Here is an 18,524-nt window from a genome sequence, read left to right as displayed (position 1 = left end):
AATGTTGCCCAGAATTGTGGATTCCCTTAAGGAGTTCCTTATGAAGAAGGACTTTTATGAAAATGTACGCGAGCATGCTCTCGCCCATGCGCATACGCAGGATACGTGGCGGACGCGGTTCATTCTCGCGCGCACGGCGGTGTTTCCGCTGATGCTTGTCGCCCTTGTTCACGGCTATGACCGCGGCTCGGTGGAGGAGCTGATGCTCGGCGGGTTTTTCCTCCTGCTCTTTACGGTGCTCGTGCTGCGGCATCGGCGGCTTGAGCGGCGCCGCATCTTTACGCAGGCGTATCTCGGCGTGGTGGGGGAGTATCTCGCGCGCTTTGATGGGAGCTGGAAGAAGTCGCCGGTGGACGGTGCCGCCTATCTGCGCGAGAAGTGTCCGCCCGATCGGGATTTGCATATTTTCGGCGCGGCGTCGCTCTATCAGTATCTCTGCGCGGCGCATACGCGCATGGGACGCGACCGTCTCGCCGCTGCGCTCTCGGCGACGCCGCAGGATCTCACGCGGACGCGGCGGCGGCAGGCGGCGGTGACGGAGCTGCTCGCCCATCCGCTCCTCGCTCTGGAGCTGGAGGCGCGCGGTGCACTCCTGCCCGATGCGCATGATACGCGTGTGCTTGCCAAGGAGCTCGCGCAGCCGCTCAAGGGGTCGCTAAAGCTCATTTCCTGCATCGGCATCGTTCTTGCCAATGCCTGCGTCTGGTCGCTGTTTTGGGCGATTTTCTTTGGCGGCAGCTGGGCGATTCCGATTGCGCTCTTTACGTTCAATCTCACGATGGCGATGGCGTTTTTCTCGCGGACGCAGCGCGAGCTCGCACCGCTCGGCCACATGGCGAGTGCGCTGCGGCTCTATGGGCGGATCTTTCGTGCGCTCGAGCGCGCCCCGCTGCGCAGTGCTGCGTTCCACGCGATTCTGTCGCCGCTCTTTGCGCCCGTGCGCGCGACCATCGGGCTGAGCCGTCTGACGATTCTCGCCGACTGCGCGGCGATGCGGCGCAATTTCTTTTTCTTTATTCTGGCAAATGGGATTCTGCTCTGGGATTTTCACTGCATGGCGTATTTTTCCCACTGGCGCAAGGGCTACGGTGCGGCGGCTGCCGACTGGCTGAAGGTGTGGGCGGAGACGGAGGTGCTGCTCTCGCTCGCACGCGTCGGGCATACGCGTGAGGTGCATGCGTTTCCGCGCTTTGCGGAGGAGGGCGCGCCGCAGCTCATGGCGGAGGACGCGACGCTGCTGCTCCTGACGGAGGAGACGGCGACGCCGAACGACGCGCAGCTCACGGCGGGGACGCTCGTCATCACGGGGTCGAATATGTCCGGCAAGACGACCTATATGCGCTGCCTCGGCGCGAATGCTGTCCTCGCGTATGCGGGTGCGCCGGTATGTGCGCGCTCCTTTACGCTCACGCCGATGGCGGTCTATACGTCGATTCAGATCAGCGACGATCTCGCGGGCGGGATTTCGACGTTCTATGCGGAGCTACTGCGCATCAAGAAGATGATGGTCTACAGCAAGCGCGGCAGGCCGATGCTGATCTTGATTGATGAGATTTTCCGCGGGACGAACTCTGCCGACCGCATTGTCGGTGCGCGCGAGGCGATCCGTCGCCTGACACTGCCGCACGCGATTACGGTGGTGACGACGCACGACTTTGAGCTCTGCGATCTCGGGCGCGAGGGCATCCCCGTGACGAATGCGCATTTTGAGGAGCACTACGAGGGGGATAAGATCCTCTTTGACTTCAAAATGCGCGCGGGGCGCTGCCACACGACGAACGCGCAGTATCTCCTGCGCATGGCGGGCATTATGGGGGAGTGAGGCGAAGATTTCTCTTGGCTTTGCGGACACGGTGACAGCGCGGCGGAAATCTGTTATAATGGGGAATACTTTCCTGCGATAAGAGAATAAAGGAATCGCTGATAAAACAGCCCTCGGATTGGCGCTGCATTTATCCGTGCTTCCTAAATGGCAGTGCGGGGGATCCCTCCGCTGAAAGGATACAGAATGAACGAGCATGCTGCACGCCCCACTGCCACGGCAGGGGTCATGACTGCCGCCGCCGTGGTCTATGCGCTCGCGGCGATCTATCTGCCCATGTTGACCATGATGATGGGAATGCTCTGGCCCGTGTTTATCGCGCTCGTGACGGTGCGCGCGGGGGGGCGGTTCGGCGCGCTCGCGGCCGTGGCGGCACTCCTCCTCACGATGCTCTTTGCCACCCCCGTGGCGGGGGCGACGTTTGTCCTCTCCTTTGCGCCGACGGGGCTTGCCCTCGGGCTGCTCCTGCGCCGTCAGGGCGGCACCCTGCGTGCACTCGTGGGCGGCACGCTCGCCTCGCTCCTCGGAAAGGCGGCGGCAGGCCTGCTCATCCTCCTGCTCTTCGGCATCAATCCGTTTGCGATGGATCCTGCCGTCATGCAGCAGGCGATGGATGAGACGCTCGGGATCTACCGCTCGCTCGGCATGACCGAGGTACAGATCGAGGAGACGCGCGCGGCGGCGAGCGAGGTGCTGGAGCTCTTTCTCCTGATGCTGCCTGCGCTCTTCGTGGGCAGTGCGCTGATCGAGGTGGGCGTCTGCTATGCTGTCATGCGCAAGGTGCTGCGCCGCATGGGTGTCGCCGTTACGGCGCTTCCGCCGTTTGCCGCGTGGCATCTGCCCGTCGTTTTCCCCTATCTCTTTGCCTTCTCTCTGATCGGTATCTACTGGGGCTCGACGCGCGAGATCGTGCTGCTCTATCAGGTGGGGCTCAACGGCTATGTGATTGCGTTTCTCGCAGGGCTCGTGCAGGGCCTTGCACTCCTGCATTTCTTGCTCCTGCGCTTCCGTGTCTCGCCCTTTGTGCGCGCGCTCATCTACGTGTTCATTCTCGTCAACGGCGTGATGACACAGATCATCTCGTGGACGGGGCTTTTCGATATGGTCTACGACTATCGCCGACGCATTCGTGAACGGCAATAATACTAATGGTTTATATATACTGTATATGCGATGAAAATACATATTCGATATAGATAAAATAACGTAAAGAAGGTGATACTATGCCGCGGAACTTATCCGCGTGGGTCGATCTGACGATCCATCTGATCGTCATGCTTGCGCTTGCGCTCGTGACGTTCTGCTACAGCACGTTTGTCGGTGCGGCGGCCCTCCTCCTATGGGCGATGCTGGCCGCGTTTGCGTGGGAACGGTGTCGTGACAGGGAGCGGCGATTTGAACGCTACTGTATGAGCGTCATCCGTAATGTGAACGACGTTATGAACTACGCCGTGGATCGTCTCCCGCAGGCGATCCTCCTCGTCAATCAGGAGGGGCATCTGGAGTGGTGCAATCACCAGCTCGGTGATGCGCTCGGCGAGATGCCCGAGCCCGGTACGGCGGTCGCGGATTTCTGGCCGCATTTTAACCTTGAGTCCATCTGGGGGACGGAGGGAGAGCACCGCTTCTCCCACGCGGGACACTCCTATCGCGTCTATCACCGCATGGTCGCGGAATCGTACCATAGTGAGCCGCTGATTGCGCTCTACGTCGAGGACGAGACGGAGTATGCGGCGCTCGAGAAGCGCTACTACGGGAGCCGTACCGCCCTCCTCTACATCCAGATCGACAACTATGATGAGATCATGCAGGGACAGAGCGAGACGGAAAAGTCCATGCTCCTCCTCGCCGTCCGCGAAAAGATCGATGGCTGGGTCGGCGGGCTCGGTGGCTTCCTGCGCAGTATCTCCGACGGTGAGTACGTGGCGCTGCTGGACCGCAGGTCACTCGACCACGCCATCGCGGAGAAGTTCGACATCCTCGATCAGGTACGCAAGATCATCAACACGAAGGGCATGCCTGTGACGCTCTCCATCGGCCTTTCCCTCGCCGCCGAGCAGACCCTGCGCGAGCTCGGTGAGGAAGCGGAGGCAAAGCTCGACCTTGCCCTCGGGCGTGGCGGCGATCAGGTGGCGCTCGACATCAGTGGCAAGACGCAGTTCTTCGGCGGCAAGGCAAAGGCAGTCGAGAAGCACACGCGCGTCAAGGCACGCGTCGTGGCGCACGCACTGCGCGATATTATGGAGAACTCGGACGAGGTGTACGTCATGGGACACCACAACGAGGACTACGATGCGTTCGGTGCGGCGATGGGCGTCGCGTGCATGGCACGCTCTCTCGGGAAGAAGGTACACATCGTCCTCAGCGAGATGAATGAGGGCATTGACCGCATCGTGGATCTCGTGCGCAAGGATGAGGCCTACGAGGGACTCTTCCTCCGTCCCGGCGATATCACGGAGACGCCGTCACTGTCCTCCCTGCTCGTCGTGGTGGACGCGCATATCCCGCATATCCTCGCCGACCCTGCCCTGCTCGAACGCATTCCGAAGGTCGTCGTCATCGACCATCACCGCCGCAGCGAGCATTTCGTCAAGAACCCGCTGCTCGTCTACATCGAGACGGCGTCCAGCTCGGCGAGCGAGCTCGTGACGGAGCTGCTCATGTACTTCGGCGACAACGTCCGCCCGACGCGCCTCGATGCAACGGCGCTCTACTCGGGTGTCGTGGTGGATACGAAGAATTTCAACGTCGGTGCGGGCGTGCGCACCTTTGATGCGGCGGCATACCTGCGTCGCGCCGGCGCGGATCCCGTACTCGTCCGCACGCTCTTCCAGAGCGACTACGAGACGACGGTATCGCTCGCACGGGCGAAGGCAAACGCTGTCTACTACCCGGGCGGGCTGATCGTGGGGAGCCTCCCCGATCTCCTGCCAAACGGGCAGATCATCGCCGCACAGGCGGCGGACGGCATGCTCCGCGTCGATGGCGTGCGCATGAGCATCTATGTGTTCCCGCTCGCGAGCGACGTGGTGGGCATCAGTGCACGCTCGTCGGGAGAGATGAATGTGCAGGTCATCATGGAGGCGTTCGGCGGCGGCGGACACGCCAATGTCGCAGGCGCACAGGTCAAGGGCGTCCCGCTGGATGAGGTGCGCGCACAGGTGGTAGAAAAAGCAAAGGCATATATAGAGGAGAGTGACCAACGTGAAAGTCATACTGCAGGCTGATGTAAAGAATATCGGAAAAAAGGGCGAGATCGTGGAGGTGGCGGACGGCTACGGCCGTAATTTCCTCCTGCCGAGGAAGCTCGCGCTGCCCGCAAACACGTCGAACGTGAACGTGGCAAAGGCACAGGCGGGTGCAAAGGCGCGCAAGAACGCAATGGAGGTCGATGAGGCAAAGCTCATGGCCGCACAGCTCGAAAAGGTTACGGTGGAGATCCCCGTACGCATCGGCGAGAACGGACGGCTCTTTGGTGCGGTGACGGGCAAGGATGTCGCGGAGGCGCTGAAGAAGCAGAACATCGACGTGGATCGCCGCAAGATCTCGATCAATGGAGAGGTGACGGGCGAGGGGATCTATGAGGCCGTCGTCAAGGTGCATCCGAACATTGCCACCACGATCAAGATTCACGTGCGCAAAGAGTAATCGCTGCGTGCTCTGCGCAAATATTGATGAACGATGCACTCATATTGATTGAATACAATACAGCGGGCTGATGAGCATGTCTCATCAGCCCTTCTCAAAAGGAGGACTATGTCTTTTTTTAAGGATTTATTCGGCGGCAAGGACGCGGGGAAGGAGCATCCGAAGCTCTCACGGGACGCGCAGATCGACGAGGAGATCGCGACGATCTTTCGCATGCTCGCCGATACGATGGGAACGGAGCGCCTAGTCATCCAAGCGGGCAAGATGAATGCAATGGCACTCATGCGCTCGGAGGATCGCCGTGAGCGCGTCCTCGCACTCATGCGCATTCTTGAGGAGGATCCGCTGCTCTCTCCCCCGCCCGCGGAGACAGAGCTGCCCGAGATCCTCTCGCGCATGACGGAGCAGGTCGCGGGCATCCTCGCACGGCGCGATCTGGAGGATCGCATCGAGCGCAAGGTGAATGAAAAGCTCGAAAAGGATCATGAGGAGTATGTGGACGACATCCGCCGTCAGGTAATCTCGGAGGAGAGCCCCGGCGCAGAGTCTCCGCATGACAAGAAAAAGCGTGAGGCGCTTGAGGCGCTGGAAAAGGTGCATCTCACACAGTCGGTGATGGAGCTCCTGCGCCCAAAGACGTTCGATGAGATCGTCGGGCAGGAGCGTGCCGTGCGCTCCCTTATGGCAAAGCTCTCCTCACCCTACCCCCAGCATCTCCTGCTCTACGGACCGCCCGGCGTCGGCAAGACGACAGCGGCACGCCTTGTTCTCGAGGCGGCGAAGAAACGTGCGGTATCGCCTTTTGCAGAGACTGCGCCCTTTGTTGAGACAGACGGCACAACGCTGCGTTGGGACCCGCGCGACATGACGAATCCTCTGCTCGGCTCGGTGCATGACCCCATCTACCAGGGCGCGCAGAAGAACCTTGCCGACAGTGGCGTTCCCGAGCCAAAACCAGGGCTGGTGACCGATGCACACGGTGGTATCCTCTTTATCGACGAGATCGGTGAGATGGATGAGATGCTCCAGAACAAGCTGCTCAAGGTACTCGAGGACAAACGCGCCTACTTTGAATCGGCGTACTACGACCCCGATGACAAGCGTGTCCCTCCGTACATCCGCAAACTTTTTGAGGAGGGCGCGCCGGCAGACTTCGTACTTATTGGGGCAACGACACGCGAGCCGGATCACATCAACCCTGCCTTGCGCTCGCGCTGCGCGGAGATCTACTTTGAGCCGCTGACACCGGCGCATATCCGCACGATTGTGGAGAATGCGGCAGAACGCCTCCACGTCGCGCTCGCCCCCCGCACAGCGGAGCTCATCAGCACATACACGATTGAGGGGCGCAAGGCGATTAACATCCTCGCCGATGCCTATAGCCTCGCACTGAACCGCATGGATGATGCAGAGGTGGAGCGCATTGTTTCACGTGAAACAATCGAGCCAACATCCTCTGTGGAACAACATGAGACGCAGGGAGATGCGAATGTAGATGTTTCACGTGAAACATCCATCGCGGAAGAAAAAGAACTCCTCGGCATGGAGCCTTCCTCCACACAAGACGATGGGAAGAAAGTGGAAAATGTTTCACGTGAAACAGATCCTCCGTGTATCCCTGTGACAAAGGAAGACATCTATGAGGTCGTTCAGGTGAGCCGCCTCTATCCCTTTGGGAAAAAGAAGGCCTCGAATACACCTGCCGTGGGTAGGGTGTTCGGCCTCGGTGTGGCGGGCTTCCTCGGCTCGATCATCGAGATTGAGGCCGTCGCTTTCCCTGCGGTAGAAAAGGGGAAAGGAACTGTGCGCTTCAACGAGACAGCAGGCAGCATGGCAAAGGACTCTGTGTTCAATGCGGCGTCAGTCATGCGTCGCCTGACGGGACGTGACCTACATGACTATGACCTCCACGTCAACATTATTGGCGGCGGCAATATCGACGGTCCGAGTGCGGGCACGGCCATCCTGACGGCGATTGTCAGTGCTGTGACCGGTGCGGCAGTCCGGCAGAATGTGGCAGTCACGGGGGAAATCTCTCTGCAGGGGGAGATCCGCCCGGTGGGCGGCGTCTTTGAAAAGGCATACGGCGCACGACAGGCGGGGATCTCAACTCTCATCATCCCATGGGAGAACAAGAAGGACATCCCCGAGGATCATCTGAGGCTGAAGATCTACCGCCTCAAGAGTGCTGAGGAGGCCTTTGGCGTGCTGTTCGCCGATGAGAAGTGGAAAGAGAATGCAGAGCATGACGGAGGGTCGCGTTGAATCCCTCCCTCATGTGGATGATGATACGAAAAGGAGTATAATATGCCGGAAGGACGTGTGCCGCCGCAGAGCATCGAGGCGGAACTTTCGGTGCTCGGCTCGATGATGCTGAAACCTGCGGCGGTGTCGCAGGCTGTGGAGCTGCTCCATGCAGAGGACTTCTATCGTCAGGCACATCGTGCCGTCTTTGAGGCGATGGAGCTGCTTCTGCGCAACGGTGAGCCTGTAGATATCGTGACCGTGACCGAGTCGCTGAAAAAGTCGGGACTGCTCGAACAGGTGGGAGGAATCTCGTTCCTCGCCAATCTGACGAACACCGTGCCGAGCACGGCGAACCTCGCACACTATGCAAAGATCGTCAAGGAGAAGGCTGTCCTGCGCGCACTGATTGACGCGAGCACGGAGATTGCGGGGGCAGCGTATGAGGCGAGCGAGGATATCGCCGAGCAGCTCGACGATGCAGAGCGCAAGATCCTTGCGATCGCAGGAGGACAGACGACGGGGGCGTTTATCTCTGCGAAGGAGGTCGTCTTTGACGCCGTGGATCGCGTAAGTGAACTCGCCAAGGCAAAGGGGGGTATCACGGGGCTCTCGACGGGGCTCGCAACACTCGACAGTGTGACGCGCGGTCTCCAGCCCTCAGATCTCATCATTGTTGCGGCACGCCCTGCCATGGGTAAGACGGCGTTCGTCCTGAATGTCGCCACGCACGTCGCCCTGCAGGGTGGGACCGTCGCTTTCTTCTCTCTGGAGATGCCGCGCGAGCAGCTGATGCATCGTATCTTCTGCGCTGAGGGGCAGATCGACGCGACGCGCCTTGCCCGCGGCGAGCTCGATGATGAGGAGTGGGAGCGGCTCGTCAAGGTCGCTGACCGCATCATGAAGACAAAACTCTACTTCGATGATACGAGCAGTACGACAGTGCTCGATATCCGCACGCGTGCCCGCCGCCTCAAGGCGGAACATGGACTCGATCTCATCGCCATCGACTACCTTCAGCTCATCCAGGCGCCGGGGCGCGCGGAGAACCGCACCCTCGCTGTGGCAGAGATGACGCGCTCACTGAAGGTGCTTGCCCGTGAGTTGAACGTCCCCATCATCGTCCTCTCGCAGCTCTCCCGCGCGACCGAGGGGCGCTCGGACAAACGCCCCATGCTCTCCGATTTGCGCGAGTCTGGCTCGATCGAGCAGGATGCGGACATTGTCATGTTCCTGTATCGCGAGGATTATTACAATCAGGATACAGAGAATGCAAACATCACGGAACTGAGCATTGCCAAGCACCGCAACGGAGCGACGGATACCGTGCGCATGTATTTTCAGAAGGAATACACGCGCTTCCGCGATCTCGCGCATGAGTAGATTGTTTCACGTGAAACATTTTCCTCATTCCCCTCAAAAAAAGAGGGGATTTTTTTTGCCGTTTGTGCTATGATAAAAGGGTAGAAAAAGCTAAGACCGCGCACGGAGCGCATGGAAATGATGGGCAGGGGGAGGATGCGTTGTGTTGAAGAGTATTGCAGTCATGACGAGCGGGGGAGACAGCCCCGGAATGAACGCGGCGGCGCGTGCCGTTGCGCGCACAGCCCTCTATGAAGGCGTCCGTGTGTGGGGCATCAACGATGGCTATCAGGGACTCCTCGATGAGGATATGTGGGAGCTTGAGTCCAAGGATGTGGGCGACATCATCCAGCGCGGCGGCACCTTCCTCGGGACGGCGCGCTGCAAGGAGTGGACGACGCCCGAGGGACGCCGCCGCGGACATGAGAACCTCATCGAGCGCGGCATCGAGGGACTCTGCGTGATCGGCGGCGACGGTTCGCTGCGCGGCGCACAGCTGCTCGCCGAGGAGTTCGGCTTCCCCATCGTCGGCCTGCCGGGCACGATTGACAACGATGTCTGGGGCATGGACTATACGATCGGCTGCGACACGGCGGCGAATACGATCATCGACGCGATCAACAAGCTGCGCGACACAGCATCGGCGCATCGGCGCATCATCGTGCTCGAGGTCATGGGGCGTGGCTCCGGCTGGCTCGCTCTCGTCTCGGGCATCTCGGGCGGTGCGGAGTACATCCTCGTCCCCGAGGAGAAATTTGACCTCGCGGAGATCGTCAACGACCTCACCAACGCATACGAGCACGGCAAACGCTACATCCTCATCGTCGTCGCCGAGGGCGCGGCCAAGGGGCAGGACGTCTGCGACTACATCGCAAAGCATACGGACATCGAGACGCGCGTCTCGGTGCTCGGCCATATCCAGCGCGGCGGCTCACCGACGGTCATCGACCGCGTACGCGCCAGCCAGCTCGGCGAACAGGCGGCACTCGCACTCATCTCGGGGCTCTCGGGCATTGTGTTCGGCTACCACAAGGGACACGTCGTCTCCGTCAACCTCTACGACGCCGTCAACAACAAGAAAACACTCGATCCCGAGTACCTGCACCTCGCAAAGGTACTTTTCTAGAACATCCACCACAGCACCCGTAGAAAGGATGATCCCGTGGCAAAGATCATTGCGGTTGCCAGTCAAAAGGGCGGCGTCGGCAAAACGACGACGGCGGTCAATCTCGCCGCCGCCGTCGCGCGTGCGAAACGGCGCGTTCTGCTCATCGACATCGACCCGCAGGGAAATGCGACCAGTGCCTTTGGCATCGACAAGAGCACCCTCCCCGCGACGACCTATCGCGTCCTGATCGACGGAAAGCACATGCGCGAGGTCATCATCGAGTCGGACTACCTCGTCGACGTCGTTCCCGCCAATGTGGAGCTTGCGGGCGCCGAGGTGGAACTGGCGTCGCTGGAACATCGTGAGACACGCCTGCGCAAGGCGATCGCCGAGGTGCTGACCGACTACGACTACATCTTTATCGACTGCCCGCCCTCCCTCGGCTTTCTGACATTGAATGCACTGACGGCGGCACACGCCGTCCTCATCCCCATCCAGTGTGAGTTCTTTGCCCTCGAGGGCGTGGCGCAGCTGATGAAAACCATCAGCCTTGTCAAGGAGCGCGCCAATCCGAAACTGCGTGTCCAGGGCGTCGTGATGACGATGTACGACTCGCGGACGCGCATCGCGGGGCAGGTCGTCGACGAGGTGCGCGACGTCTTTGGCGACGCGCTCTATCAGACGATGATTCCGCGCAACGTCCGACTCTCGGAGGCACCCTCCTTCGGGCAGCCGATCACCTCGTACGACATCACATCGCGCGGGGCGGAGATGTATATTGCACTCGCAAGGGAGGTCATACGGCGTGAAGAAGGCTAAAACAGGCGGCCTCGGGCGTGGGCTCGGCGCACTCGGACTCGGAAAAGACGCGCTCACCCTGCCGACCGACCCGCCGCCGGAGGAAAAGACAGAAACCGCTGCAGCCTCCGCGGGCGTCCCGGCGGAGCTCTCCATTGACGTGATCCAGCCCAACCGCTTTCAGCCGCGCCGCGAGTTCGACGAGGCGGCACTCGAGGAGCTGCGCGAGTCCATTGCACAGCACGGCATCCTCCAGCCCGTCACCGTCCGCGACATTGGCGCGGGCAAGTACGAGCTCATCGCGGGCGAGCGGCGTCTGCGCGCCGCCAAGATGGCAGGGCTCACGACCGTTCCTGCATTTTTCCGCACGGCGAACGACGCGGAGATGGCAGAGATGGCACTCATCGAGAACCTCCAGCGTGAGGATCTCAACCCAATCGAGGAGGCACACGCCTATCAGCGGCTCCTCACCGAGTTCAAACTCTCACAGGAACAGCTCGCGCGCCGCGTCGCACGCAGCCGCTCGGCAATCGCGAACAGCGTCCGCCTCCTGCGCCTCGCGAAAGAGGTGCAGGCATTCATCGCGAACGGCGTTCTCACCATGGGGCAGGCACGTCCGCTCCTCGCGCTCGAGACCGCCGCGCTGCAGCGTGAGGCGGCAGAGTACATCCAGGAGCACGAGCTCTCGGCGCGCGGCGTCGAGGCGCTCGTCAAACGCCTGGCGAAGGATCCGAACGCACTGAAAAAATTAGCGCCGCCAAAGCCAGAGAAAAAGCCAGACCTCTTCGTCCGTGAGGCAGAGGAGCGCCTGACGCGCAGCCTCGGCACGAAGGTACGCATCCAGACGGGACGCGAGGAGGGGAAGGGGCGGCTCGAAATCAGCTACTTCTCCGCCGAGGATCTGGAGCGACTGCTGTCGCTCCTGACCGTATCGGCAGACGGCGTGGCAAAAGAGGACAAGCGTGCGGCACTGCGCGCATTCTCCACGCAGAAATTCACCGTATAGGATGTGCGGCGTGCCGTCTGCCGCCCTCTGGGGCACATCCGCCTCCGCCCCATGGGGGACGGAGGAAAGAAGGGAAGAGAGAACTTGTTTTTTAGTAATCTAGTGAAGTCGATCGAAGCACATGATGCAGCCCTCCTGCTCACCGCGCTGCTCCTGATCTTCGTCCTGCTCATCCTCGTCATCTACGTCATGGTACGGCTCTCGACGATGAGCAGCCGCTACCGCGCGATGATGCGCGGCTCGAGCAAGGACGATCTCGAGGGGATGCTGATCCAGCACGTGCGCACGGTGGAGGAGGTCGCGGCAACGAACGCACGCATCCTCGAGGAGAACGAACTAATCCGACAGTTCATCCGCCAGTCGCTCGTGCGCGTCGCCTCCGTGCGGTTCCGCGCCTTTGAGGACATGGGGGGCGACCTCAGCTATGCCGTCGCCCTGCTCGATGCGAACAACGACGGCGTGATCTTCTCCAGCATCTTTGCCCGCGAGGACTCGCGCAGCTACATCAAACCGATCAAAAACGGATCGTCGGACTACCCGCTGAGCGACGAGGAAAAGGACGTACTGAAGGAAGCCATGGCAAAACCGCTGCCCATCCAGTACTGAGAAGATATCAACGGACAAAAACCTGCTGTGTCACAGCAGGTTTTCATATTCTTCGGATAGGATAGGGAAATAGGGAAATAGGGAAATAGGGATCGGACAGGAACATCTCGATGGGAAGAGGGGGACGCATTGAGCGAAGAACAATCACGCTATAAACTGCAGCTGGTGGATCGGGAAACGGACACGACGCACACCGTGCGCCTCTCGCTGCGCGCCCTGCGCCTGCTCGCCGTGGGCGTGGGCGCGGGGGCGGCACTCGTCGCTGTCGGCTCGATTTTCTCCATCTACACCCTCACGTATGCCTACCTCCAGGAGGAGGAGACGGCACAGCTGCGCGAGGCGAACCGCATCCAGCAGGAGCAGATCCTCCAGATCGCGAAAAAGGCCTCCGCGCTTGGGCAGGAGGTCGATGCCATTCAGCGTACGGAGGACGGGCTGCGCGCACTCGTCGGCGCACCGCCGGCGGAGGCGGACAGCGCGGTACAGAAAGGAGATGTCGCACCGGCACCGACGGGCGGCGCACCGCACGCACTCACGACGGATGAGGTCGGCGAGGCACTCACGATGCTAGAGGAACGCACCGCAGTGCGCCGCACCTCCATCGGACAGCTCGCCGCCATGATGCAGAAGGATGTGCCGGGGGCATCCTCCTTTCTGGGGGTCGATACACCCGTTACCACCCCGACAGGCTGGCCGACGGACGGCTTCATCAGTTCAGGGTATGGACTGCGCTGGAATGGCGCAGAGTTCCATCAGGGCATCGACATCGCCGCCGAGATGGGCACGCCCATCGTTGCGACGGCGGACGGCGTCGTGACCATCGCGGGCTGGAACGCGGGCGGCTATGGCAACATGGTCGACATCGATCACGGGAGCGGCGTCTCGACACGCTACGGACATGCCTCGGCGGTCGTGGTGACCCCGGGACAGCGCGTGCGGCGTGGACAGATCATCGCCTATGTCGGCTCGACGGGGCACTCCACAGGACCGCATCTGCACTACGAGGTGCGCCTCAGCGGACAGCCCGTCAACCCGAGCTCGTATTTGTAAGCAAAGGAGACACTATGCAATCCATCACCTGCCTGCTCGCCGCAGGAATCCTCCTCCTCCCCGTCAGCGGGACGGCCGCCGAGAAGGAGACGGAGATCCATGCCGTCATGGCGGCAGAGGAGTCTCATGGAGACGCTGCCGCGTCAGAACAGCGCACCGCATCTGCCGCAAAGGATGCGCAGGAGACAGTGGATACGGAAAAGACGACAGACAGGGCGCAGACCACGGCGGAGCCCGCGGCAAAGGACCGTGCGGCATCGGAACAGCGCACGCAGGAAGATGCCTTCGATGCGGAGATGGATGAGCTCGGCACAGAGAACCCTCCAGCAGAGCAGACACCGCAGACCAATGCCGCCTCGGCGAGAGATGCGGAGGCAAAGACGAAGACGAAGACGGCAGAAGAAACGGCTGATGGGGAAGGGACGGCCGAAGCCGTTCTTGTCAAAGAACCTGTGAAGGAAAAGGAGCCAGCCGCCGCAGCGACGGACGGCGCAGGGCATTCTGCCGTGTCCGCAGAGCCTGCAAAGAAGGCAGATGCCGCGGATAAAAAAGCTGAGAAAAAGCATGCCGCAGCCGCAGCGGCAAAGCGCGAGGCGTACGGCAAAGAGACGGCGATCGAGCCCGTCACGCTGAAGGACGGCGACTGGGTCTTCATCGAGGGCGACGAGCGGCGCGGCTGGTTCTTTGACCGCAGTCACATGAAGCGCAACGCCGACGGCTCCGTCTCCTACTGGCAGCTCATTCTCTACAACAACCTCGGTCGGGCACAGTTTGCCGAGGCGATGAAGAATGCGGACTACGAGCACCTCGGCTACACCATGCAGCGGCGCGTGCTCAGCCCGAAAAAGGACGCCATCAGCACCTACGAGATCCTCGCCTACGACGGGAATAGCGCACTCATCACGGAGAGCAGCCGCGAGGGGCACCGCGCCGTGATCCGCGCAAACACCATGACAGAGAAAGAGCGCGACGCCGTACGGCAGGAACTGCGCCGAAAGAAATAACAGCGAGGGACGCATCTCCCCATGTGCATCATCACCGATGCCAGAGGGATGCGCCCCTTTTTGATCGAATTAAGGAATCGCTGATAAAACAGTCTCTCAGATTGGCGTAGATTTTTGTCCGATTGAGGCAGCAAACCGGACGCATAGCAAGGGCCATGTGGAGGATTTGCTAACGACAAGCAGGCGGAAAAGATGCGTCAAGATGGCTGTGCCGAATTTATCAGTGCTTCCTTAACTGCAGATACAGTATTTATCAACTACGAATAAATAAGCAATAACTATAACAAATCAATATAATTTCAGCATATCCTGAGAATAGTTTTCGTATATTGACAGGTTGTTTTCACTCTGTTAAACTGTTCTTAATTACATAGGTATAGAGGTACATTGTATCTCTCGGTTTCCGAGCAAAAGCATCTAAGGGCGATGCCTATGATGCTGCGCCTGCGCCGCAGGGAGCGATCCCTGCCGTGCACAGGGTTTCGGCAGAAATGCCGGAGCCTCCCTTCCGAACGCGGTTTCCTGCAGAAAACCACGCTCCCTTGAAAAGGAAACGACAACATTGCCGCGCAAAGGCGAGGAGGGGATATTTTGGTGCAAAATATCCCTTGGATTCGTCTGCTACGAGGGACTGTTTGTCGTGCCCTCGGGTGCGTCGGACGGCTCCTCCTTTATTATTTTGTACGGAAGGGCCCTGGCTTTCGCGGGATTGGCTTTATATATCTGATGTGTGGGAAGTATTGACGCAAGTTTCTGTTGTCAATCGCCCTGTCGTTCTGCTCGCAAAGGTGTCTGTGTGCCGATCGCGGCGGGATGGATGCGGGTGTTTGGCATGACGGCAGTCTTCCATAGGGACAGGAGGCATAATGTGAACAAAAGGGAGAGCTTGTGGGAGGCATATCTCGCAAAAGGCTTCAGCCGGCGGAATTTCCTCAAGGGCTGCGTGACCCTCACGTCGCTCATGGGGCTGAGCACAGACAACCTCACGAAGGTCGTCGAGGCCGCCGAGGCGAAGCCGCTGCCGGTTGTGATCTGGCTGCACGGGCATGAGTGCACGGGCTGCGATGAGTCGTTCATCCGCTCGGGCGCACCGCTCGCATCGGATCTCGTGCTGAACGAGATTGCGCTCGAATACAGCCATCTCCTCTGCGCCGGCGAGGGTGAGGCGTTCGAGGCACATCTCGAGGAGACGATCAAGAAGTATCATGGCGAGTACATCCTTGCCGTCGAGGGCGCGGTTCCCATCGGGGAGCACGCCTACACCTGCATGTCGGGCGGTCACTCCTTCGAGCATACGCTGAAGCACGCCGCGGAGGGAGCAAAGGCGGTCATCGCCTACGGCACGTGCGCGACGGCGGGCGGCATCCAGGCGGCTGCGCCGAATCCGACGGAGTCCAGGGGGATCCGTTCCCTCATCGGCGCGAAGCCCTATATTGCTGTGCCCGGCTGCCCGCCGATTCCCGAGGTTATGACAGGCGTCGTCATGCACGTTGCGCTCTTCGGCACACTGCCGCCGCTTGACGGCGAGGGACGTCCGCGTCAGTTCTACGGCAACCGCATTCACGACACCTGCTACCGCCGTCCGTTCTTCGATGCGGGCATGTTTGCCGAGCGCTTTGACGACGCGGGTGCAAAGGGGGGCTGGTGCCTCTACAAGCTCGGCTGCCGCGGCCCCGAGACGTACAACTCCTGCGGCAATCTGCGCTGGTATCAGGGACTCTCGTACCCCATCCAGTCGGGCGCACCCTGTATTGGCTGCAGCAACGCGAACTTCTGGGATCAGGCGCCGTTCTCGAAGCGTCTGCCGGAGTACAACGGCATCGATGTCGACATGGTCGGCGCAGGCCTTGCCGTCGCAACGGCAGTCGGTGTTGCGGCGCACGCGGGCGCGAGCCTTGTACAGAAGAGATGCCATGAGAAGCAGCTCGAAAAAGAGGGAAAGCAGGTGCATGAATGAAACACGTCGTTGTCGACCCAATCACCCGTATTGAGGGACATCTGCGCGTTGAGCTGCAGGTGGACGAGGCATCGGGCAAGGTCACGGATGCCATCTCCTCCGGGACGGCATGGCGCGGCCTTGAGCTCGTCATGAACGACCGCGATCCGCGCGATGCATGGGCATACATTCAGCGCATCTGCGGCGTCTGCACATCCTCTCATGCGCTCGGCTGTCTGCGTGCCGTCGAGGACGCATTCGGCATCACGATCCCAAAGAACGCGCACTACATCCGCAACATCATTGCGGCGTGCCTCGGGCATCAGGATCACATCATCCATTTCTACCACCTCCACGCGCTCGACTGGGTCAGCCCGCTCGAGGCACTGAAGGCGGATCCGGCGGCGACGGCGGCGCTCCAGAACACGGTGCTCCAGACCTATCGCCTGCCGTTCCGCGGGCCTGCGGCATTCGACACGGATGCCTACCCGCACGACTTCCCGATCGCATCGCCCACCTATTACGCCGCGATCAAGGCAAAGGTGCAGAAGATCGTCGACAGCGGTCAGCTCGGCATCTTCTCCGCGCAGTGGTGGGATCATCCGGACTATCAGCTCCTCCCGCCCGAGGTGCATCTCATGGCGATCTCGCACTACCTCGAGATGCTCGACAAGCAGAAGGATCTCGTCGTCCCGCACGTCGTCTTCGGCGGAAAGAACCCGCATCCGCACTATGTGCTTGGCGGCATGCCATGCTCCATCTCGATGGAGGACGGCAACGCGCCGATCAATGCAGCGCGCCTCGCGATCGTTGACCGCTCGATCAATCAGGCACGCCACATGATGAACGACTACTATCTCCCCGACGTGCTCGCCATCGGACATCTCTACGTCCAGAAGGGCTACACCTCGGGCGGAGGCCTCGCGAAAAAGCGCGTGCTCGCCTTCGGCATGTTCTCCGAGGAGCCGTTCTCGGGTGCATCGAACGGCGACTTCTTCAAGAACCTCCTCGTGCGCTGCAACGGCGTCGTCGAGGACTTCGCTTCGGGCGTCATGAATGCGAAGGTCTATGACTTTACGGAGAAGGATCTGACGGATGCCGACGGCGTCGCAGAGAGCGTCGAGCACGGCTGGTACGAGTACAAGGGTGGCGACGACAAGGCACTCCATCCGTGGGAGGGCGAGACGACCCCGCACTACACGGAGCCGAAGGAAGGCACGAAGACCGAGTGGAAGGCGCTCAACGAGCAGGGCAAGTACTCCTGGCTCAAGACGCCGAAATGGCGCGGCAAGCTCTGCGAGGTCGGCCCCCTGGCACGCTACATCGTCCTCTACACGAAGGCAAAGCAGGGCCTCCTCGGTGACCTGACGTGGGCAGAGCAGATGATCGTCGATCAGATCGATGCCGTGACGAAGGTCCTGAACGTCCCCGTCGAGGCATGGCTGCCCTCCACGGTCGGACGCACGGCGGCGCGTGCGCTTGATGCACAGCTGCAGGCGGAGATCAGCAAGTATTTCTTCGACAAGCTCGTCGCAAACATCAAGAGCGGCGATACGCGCGTGGTGAGCAACGACAAGTGGGATCCCTCGACCTGGCCGAAGGAGGCAAAGGGCGTCGGTCTCTACGAGGCACCGCGCGGCGCACTCAGCCACTGGGCGGTCATCAAGGACGGCAAGATCGCGAACTATCAGGCGGTCGTCCCAACGACGTGGAATGCCTGCCCGCGCGACGATGCCGAGGGACACGGCGCATACGAGCTCGCGATGATGGATACGCCCGTCAAGGTCGCAGACAAGCCGCTCGAGATCGTCAAGGCGGTCCGCTCGTTCGACCCGTGCATGGCGTGCTCGACCCACCTCTTCAACGCGAAGGGGGAGAAGATCCGCGTTGTGACGACCGATCCATACGCGGGCGTCAGCGTCGATAAATAAGGGGGCGAA

14 protein-coding genes and 1 riboswitch are annotated in these 18,524 nt (G+C 60.8%); all 14 genes read left to right on the top strand.

Annotated elements, in window-relative coordinates:
• Positions 1 to 40 precede the first annotated feature (40 nt).
• Positions 41 to 1,822 carry a DNA mismatch repair protein MutS gene (locus HMPREF9166_RS07650; RefSeq protein WP_009753410.1) on the top strand — a complete coding sequence of 594 codons (1,782 nt, stop codon included), beginning with the start codon at positions 41 to 43 and terminating at the stop codon, positions 1,820 to 1,822.
• A gap of 186 nt (positions 1,823 to 2,008) precedes the next feature.
• Positions 2,009 to 2,965 (top strand): DUF2232 domain-containing protein, encoded by a 957-nt coding sequence (locus tag HMPREF9166_RS07645; RefSeq protein ID WP_139062653.1) that lies wholly within the window; start codon positions 2,009 to 2,011, stop codon positions 2,963 to 2,965.
• 80 nt (positions 2,966 to 3,045) lie between these two features.
• A complete protein-coding gene (locus HMPREF9166_RS07640; RefSeq protein WP_009753408.1) occupies positions 3,046 to 5,049 on the top strand; it encodes a DHH family phosphoesterase in 2,004 nt (667 codons plus the stop codon).
• Positions 5,027 to 5,470 (top strand): 50S ribosomal protein L9, encoded by a 444-nt coding sequence (rplI, locus tag HMPREF9166_RS07635; RefSeq protein WP_009753407.1) that lies wholly within the window; start codon positions 5,027 to 5,029, stop codon positions 5,468 to 5,470. Before HMPREF9166_RS07640 ends, rplI begins: the two co-directional genes overlap by 23 nt.
• Positions 5,471 to 5,578: 108 nt before the next feature.
• Positions 5,579 to 7,735 carry a S16 family serine protease gene (locus tag HMPREF9166_RS07630; RefSeq protein ID WP_009753406.1) on the top strand — a complete coding sequence of 719 codons (2,157 nt, stop codon included), beginning with the start codon at positions 5,579 to 5,581 and terminating at the stop codon, positions 7,733 to 7,735.
• Positions 7,736 to 7,777: 42 nt separating this feature from the next.
• Positions 7,778 to 9,097, top strand: coding sequence for a replicative DNA helicase (gene dnaB, locus HMPREF9166_RS07625; RefSeq protein WP_009753405.1), 1,320 nt, complete (start codon positions 7,778 to 7,780; stop codon positions 9,095 to 9,097).
• A 142-nt stretch (positions 9,098 to 9,239) separates the two neighbouring features.
• Positions 9,240 to 10,202: a 6-phosphofructokinase gene (gene pfkA, locus HMPREF9166_RS07620; RefSeq protein ID WP_039981207.1), complete on the top strand. Its 963-nt coding sequence runs from the start codon at positions 9,240 to 9,242 to the stop codon at positions 10,200 to 10,202.
• A 36-nt stretch (positions 10,203 to 10,238) separates the two neighbouring features.
• Positions 10,239 to 11,003, top strand: a complete 765-nt coding sequence (locus HMPREF9166_RS07615; protein ID WP_009753403.1) for a ParA family protein — start codon at positions 10,239 to 10,241, stop codon at positions 11,001 to 11,003.
• A complete protein-coding gene (locus HMPREF9166_RS07610) occupies positions 10,990 to 11,988 on the top strand; it encodes a ParB/RepB/Spo0J family partition protein (protein WP_009753402.1) in 999 nt (332 codons plus the stop codon). Before HMPREF9166_RS07615 ends, HMPREF9166_RS07610 begins: the two co-directional genes overlap by 14 nt.
• Positions 11,989 to 12,072: 84 nt before the next feature.
• Entirely contained in the window at positions 12,073 to 12,594 is a 522-nt protein-coding gene (locus HMPREF9166_RS07605; RefSeq protein ID WP_039981205.1) for a DUF4446 family protein, read from the top strand.
• 129 nt (positions 12,595 to 12,723) lie between these two features.
• Positions 12,724 to 13,644, top strand: coding sequence for a M23 family metallopeptidase (locus HMPREF9166_RS07600; RefSeq protein WP_009753400.1), 921 nt, complete (start codon positions 12,724 to 12,726; stop codon positions 13,642 to 13,644).
• Between the two features lie 14 nt (positions 13,645 to 13,658).
• Positions 13,659 to 14,648, top strand: coding sequence for a hypothetical protein (locus HMPREF9166_RS07595; RefSeq protein WP_009753399.1), 990 nt, complete (start codon positions 13,659 to 13,661; stop codon positions 14,646 to 14,648).
• 389 nt (positions 14,649 to 15,037) lie between these two features.
• Positions 15,038 to 15,184: riboswitch (molybdenum cofactor riboswitch) on the top strand.
• A 332-nt stretch (positions 15,185 to 15,516) separates the two neighbouring features.
• Complete coding sequence (locus tag HMPREF9166_RS07590; protein ID WP_039981204.1) at positions 15,517 to 16,605, top strand: hydrogenase small subunit; 1,089 nt, start codon at positions 15,517 to 15,519, stop codon at positions 16,603 to 16,605.
• Entirely contained in the window at positions 16,602 to 18,515 is a 1,914-nt protein-coding gene (locus HMPREF9166_RS07585) for a nickel-dependent hydrogenase large subunit (RefSeq protein WP_009753396.1), read from the top strand. The genes HMPREF9166_RS07590 and HMPREF9166_RS07585 overlap by 4 nt, the downstream gene beginning before the upstream one ends.
• The last annotated feature ends 9 nt before the right edge of the window (positions 18,516 to 18,524 follow it).

The sequence above is a fragment of the Selenomonas sp. oral taxon 149 str. 67H29BP genome (assembly GCF_000146365.1).
GTDB classification, from domain to species: Bacteria; Bacillota; Negativicutes; order Selenomonadales; family Selenomonadaceae; genus Centipeda; species Centipeda felix.
The sequence above is the reverse complement of the archived record's forward strand: the minus strand, read 5'-3'. Positions and strand labels throughout refer to the sequence as shown.

Bases quoted from the DNA above. Each gene is read 5' to 3' on its own strand.
- HMPREF9166_RS07630 (WP_009753406.1), top strand. From the start codon at position 5,579: ATGTCTTTTTTTAAGGATTTATTCGGCGGCAAGGACGCGGGGAAGGAG.
- dnaB (WP_009753405.1), top strand. From the start codon at position 7,778: ATGCCGGAAGGACGTGTGCCGCCGCAGAGCATCGAGGCGGAACTTTCG.
- HMPREF9166_RS07650 (WP_009753410.1), top strand. From the start codon at position 41: ATGAAGAAGGACTTTTATGAAAATGTACGCGAGCATGCTCTCGCCCAT.
- HMPREF9166_RS07585 (WP_009753396.1), top strand. From the start codon at position 16,602: ATGAAACACGTCGTTGTCGACCCAATCACCCGTATTGAGGGACATCTG.
- HMPREF9166_RS07640 (WP_009753408.1), top strand. From the start codon at position 3,046: ATGCCGCGGAACTTATCCGCGTGGGTCGATCTGACGATCCATCTGATC.
- HMPREF9166_RS07645 (WP_139062653.1), top strand. From the start codon at position 2,009: ATGAACGAGCATGCTGCACGCCCCACTGCCACGGCAGGGGTCATGACT.
- HMPREF9166_RS07595 (WP_009753399.1), top strand. From the start codon at position 13,659: ATGCAATCCATCACCTGCCTGCTCGCCGCAGGAATCCTCCTCCTCCCC.